Raw genomic sequence first — 5,280 nt, forward strand, 5'->3', positions numbered from 1 at the left:
ACAGCTAGACAAGCAGCGGAAGTTGTTCAAAATAGCGCTAAAGCACGCGATAAAGTCATTGAAGATGCGAAAAAGACGCGTAACGACAAAATAGAAGAAGCTATTCGTCAGCGTGATGAAAATAAAACCATTACAGCTGATGAAGCTAATGCAATTATTGCGGAAGCAAAGCGCCAGTACAAAAGTACAGTTTCAACAGCGCAAGATAAACATAAGGAAATTGTAAACGAAGCGAAAGCACAAGCTGGTGAACACGCAAATCAAGTAGATTGGGAAACAGGTCAAATTAAATCGAAATATCAAGTCATGAAAGATGATGTAGTTCAAAAAATGCGGGATTTATGGTCAGATGTCAAAAATAAATGGGAAGATCTAAAAAAATCTACAAGCCAAAAAGTAGAAGAAATAAAAAATACAGCTTCTCAAAAATGGGAGGATATGAAAAAAGCTGTACGAGATAAAATGCAAGAAGTAAAAAGTAGTGTGCAAGATAAATGGCAAGAGGTAGAAAAATTCTTTAGTTCTATCGATTTATTTTCTATTGGTAAAAGTATCTTAGAGGGACTTGGAAGAGGAATAGATGCAGCTTCTGGGGGTTTATTTAGTAAAGCTGCAGGGATTGCTAAAGAAATTAAAGATACTATTTCAGGTGCACTTGAAATAAATAGCCCAAGTAAGGTTATGATCCCTTTGGGTAGTGCTGTTCCAGAAGGTCTTGGAGTGGGTATAGATAAAGGACAAGTATTTGTTGTAAGCGCCGCGAAAAGGGTAGTAGGTGCTTTAAACTCTCAAATGAAAAATATTGGACCAGTATTTTCTAGTATAGCATCAGATGGTTTACGTAAGATTTCAGAACAAGATTTGTTCCAATTAAACGGCAACGACCCGCTTACTGAATATTTCAATGCAATATTTGTAGATGGAGATTGGCAAAACGATTGGATTACACATTTACCTGCTAATATGCGCGATATTGTTAAGAATATAGGGAAACAATTCGAACGTTTCGCAGGACTAACAAAAGTCGAAGTAAATAGATTTCCAAAATGGCAAGAGGTTTTATCTGATAATCCAGAGGAGATATGGTACAGACCTTTAGAACCACTGACTCAACAAAGTTACATGACGTCGTTAAATAAAGAAATCAATCTTACTGTCAATATGACAAACTCACTAGATGGAAAAGAACTATCAAAAGGAACGTATCGTTATACAACAGAGTTTCAAGATCGTGAAATGGAAAGAAGAAAGCAATTTGAGGGGTGATGATATGTATGGGGAAATTAGGATTTTCATTTAACAATATTCGAAAAGATTATATTCTCATGTTAGTTGGTAGGAAGCGCCCAACGTGGGCTCCAATCAGAAGGAGATTAGTAAGAGTCCCTCATCGTGCAGGGGCTTATTTAATGAATACCGAAACAGAGGAACGTCGTATAGACGTTCCTATTTTTATTAAGGCCAATAAAGATATAGCTGATTTACAAAAAATAAAAGAGGATTTGGCAGATTGGTTATTTACTCAAGAACCAGCTGAATTAATTTTTGATGATGAGCCAGACCGAGCATACCTTGCTGTTGTTGATGGTGAGCTAGATCTTGAGGAGCTAGTTAATAAAGGGAAAGGTGTTATTACATTTGTTTGTCCAATGCCTTACAAACTCGGAAAGGTACAGACTCATGCGTTCGAACGAACTTGGACATCGGAAATAACATCATATTTCACGAACAAAGGTAGTGTAGAAGCACCCGCACTAATTGAGGTTGATGTGGAACAACCCTCGACATTTTTAGATGTTTGGTTCGGAAAATATCCTAGCGAAAGAAATTATTTCCGCATTGGTTATCCCCTCACTGTGGAAGAGAAAACGGTACAGGAGCGCGAACGTGTTATGTGGGATGAAATGTCTACCACAGTAGGTTGGACTCCTGTGAGCCAATTTGACGATATGAAGGGTACGGGCTCTTTTAAAGTGAGAGATGGTTACGCGCTTTATTGTGAGGATTATGGGAAGGAAAAAGGATTTCATGGCGCAATCGCTAAGAAAAACATTCCTGGTGGACCGTTGCAAGATTTCGAAATGGAAGCATGGGTACGTTTGAAATCGAAAAGCATTGTCGAAATGGGGCGTGTCGAGGTATTACTTTTGGATGAAGCGAGTAATATTGTCGCGCGAATCAATATGAACGACCTTTACTGGGATGCCGAACTTACAAAAGCGCACATGAAAGTCGGAAACGCAGGAACACCAGGTAGTTTGCGTAAATTAGTAGATACGAGTGGTGCATACCCCAACAGCCTCAATCAATTTTATGGTCGTTTCCGAATCGCTAGACGGGGAAATCAATGGTCTGTGTATGTCGCTAGATTTCGAGATGGAACGGAGATTGACGACGCATCTTTTGTTGAACGCTGGATTGACGAAAGTGGAAATCCGATGACAAATCGTAAAGTAGCTCAAGTGATGATTGCAATCATGGCATGGGATGTCAATGATCCAGTTTCAGTGATGAGTATCGATGACTTAAAAATCTGGAAAGTGAATAAAGTACCCGAAAATACCAAGCCTTATATTTTCGATAAAGGCGATAAAGTCGTTATCGATACTGAGCGTTCTTTGGTCACTATCAATGGTAAAAACGCTATTAATATAAAAGATATTTTTAGTGAATTTCCAAAAATTATTCGTGGTGACAACCGAATCGACATCATGCCAGGAGATATAGGCGTAGCAACGATTAGCTTTAGGGAGCGATATAGATGAGAACACCGAGCGGAGACCTACATGTTGTTGATTTTAAAACAGAACAAATTGTTTCAGATATACAACCAAAAGATTATTGGGACGATAAACGTCACTGGGAACTCAAGAATAATGTAGATACACTTGATTTTACAGTGTTGGATAATACAAAACATGCAGCAACTCTTATGCAGCAAAATTTAGTATTAAAAGAAGTTCGTGATGGTCGTATTGTTCCTTATGTAATTACTGAAGTGGAAAAGAACTCCACCGATAGATCTGTAACTGTCTATGCATCAGGAGAATGGATTCTATTAGCTAAAGCAGGATATATCATGCCGCAACGAATTGAAAGTAAGACAGTAAATGAGTTTATCGATATGGCTCTATTAGGAACAAAGTGGAAACGAGGGAATACGGAATACTCAGGCTTCCACACGATGACTATTGACGAACCTATCAGCCCACTTAAATTTCTAAAAGACATAGCCTCTTTATTTGATTTAGAAATCGTTTATAGATGTGAAGTAGTTGGCTCTCAAATTGTTGGCAGATACGTCGATATGGTAAAAAGACGTGGGAGAGTTACGGGTAAAGAAGTTACTTTGGGTAAGGACTTAAAAGGTATTGTACGCAGAGAAAACTCTCAGAACATTTGTACAGCACTTTTCGGTTTTGTTAGAGGTGAAAATGAAAAGATAATCACCGTCGAAAATATTAATAATAGTCTCCCTTACATTGTGGACAACGATGCATTTCAAAGGTGGAGTGAGAACGGTCAACACAAGTTTGGATTTTATACACCAGAAACCGAAGATTTAAACATGACAGATAAACGTCTTATGACATTAATGGAAATCGAGTTAAAAAAACGTATTAATAGTTCTGTCAGCTATGAGGTTGATGCACAAGATATTAGTCGTGTGCTCGGCTTAGCGCATGAGGAAATCAATGAAGGTGATACATTAAGAATTAAAGATGAAGGCTTTGTGCCGATGTTAGTGCTTGAAGCAAGGGCAATAGCTGGTGATGAATCCTTTACAGATTCAGAGAAAAACAAATACGTCTTTGGAGACTATCGAGAGATTACTGATCCAAATGAAGAAGCAAGAAAGCTATACAATAGAGTTCTTGCCATTTTAGGTAATAAGGCGAATAAAGAGTTATTAGAGCAATTGGAAAAGTTAGCAGAACAAGCAAAAGGTGAAGCAGAACAAGCCATTAGAGAATCACAAACAGCAAAAGATCTATCTGAGAAGTTGAAAGAGAATATAGAACAAAATATGGTTGAAATCATTGAAGCAACTAATCCACCGACTACGAACCTTAAGCCTAACAAGACCCTTTGGCGTGATATTAGCAATGGGCGGCCGGGGATTTTGAAGATATGGACAGGTGCTGTTTGGGAAACTGTTGCTCCAGACATTGAACCTTTAAAACAGGAAATCGAGTCTACGAAAACAGAGTTAAATAAAAAAGTAGAAGTTGTTCAAAATGAACAAGGTGAAGTGAATCAAAAAATTGTGGAAATGGAAAAAACGAATGTAGGATTTAAAACTTCCATAGAAGAATTAACCAAACAAGGTAATGAAATTGGCGATAAGGTTAATACCATCGAACACACTGTGGAAGGTACACAACAAACAATCACTGATATCCAGTCCACAACAGATACGCTTACAAAAACGACAAACGAAATGAAGCAAACGGTAGATACTAATAGTTCAACAATTCAAAAAGTACAGCAGGATCAATCGATTATTAGCAAAGATGTGACTCAAGTTAAACAGGCAGTAGGTAGCTTAGAAACAACTGTTAAAAATGTTACTGAAGCTCAGACAGAACAAGGACAGGTCATTTCACAACAATCATCTCAAATTAAACAACTGAGTAATGAAGTGAGTTCTAAGGTTACAGCGAAGCAAGTTGAAGAATACATCGGTGGTATTGGGTCGCAGAACAAGTTGATTAACGCTATTTTCACAGAAAAGAAAATAGATGATCGAGGGAATGAACTTTCTAAAACGCCTTCTTATAAAGGTTGGAAAGTTTATAGTGGGGCTGGTGGAATTGTTCAACCAGACTCTTCATTAACAAAAGATAATGACTATACAATAAAGGTCCAAGTTTCTGATCAGCCAGATAATAAATATTATGGCATAAGCCAAACAATTCCTTGTCAACCTGGAGAACAGCTAGTTGCATCTGTATACATTTATACAAAAGATAAGTCAGTCATAGATCAGAGTGGTGCTTTGGAATTAAAGTTTAATAATGGCAGCACTCATATTAAACAATTCTCAAAAGAATTTGAATTTGTTAATCATAACTGGGTTCGTATCGTTTTACCTGTGACAGCACCAAATGAACCTATAACTCAAGTTGAATTTCGTTTACAGCTTAGGAGAAACGGAGAAATTTGGTTTGCTCATCCAATGTTGCAAAATGGGACAAAGCCTTCTAGTTTCTTTCCGAACCCTAAAGACTTAACAAACTATCAAGAAACGCTTGATAAACTTGCGGATAAGGTAGCGAC

2 protein-coding genes and 1 pseudogene are annotated in these 5,280 nt (G+C 37.6%); all 3 read left to right on the forward strand.

The annotated features are described in order from the left end of the window. Positions 1-1,266: pseudogene (locus MR058_RS22565) on the forward strand (phage tail tape measure protein); the annotation flags it as partial. Positions 1,267-1,274: 8 nt separating this feature from the next. After that, entirely contained in the window at positions 1,275-2,765 is a 1,491-nt protein-coding gene (locus MR058_RS22570; protein ID WP_242145914.1) for a distal tail protein Dit, read from the forward strand. Beyond that, positions 2,762-5,280: phage tail spike protein (locus tag MR058_RS22575; protein WP_277926680.1), on the forward strand; the 2,519-nt coding region annotated here is incomplete at its 3' end. The genes MR058_RS22570 and MR058_RS22575, both read left to right, overlap by 4 nt.

Origin of the sequence: Bacillus cereus group sp. BfR-BA-01430 (genome assembly GCF_022663115.1) — a bacterium.
GTDB lineage: Bacteria > Bacillota > Bacilli > Bacillales > Bacillaceae_G > Bacillus_A > Bacillus_A cereus_BD.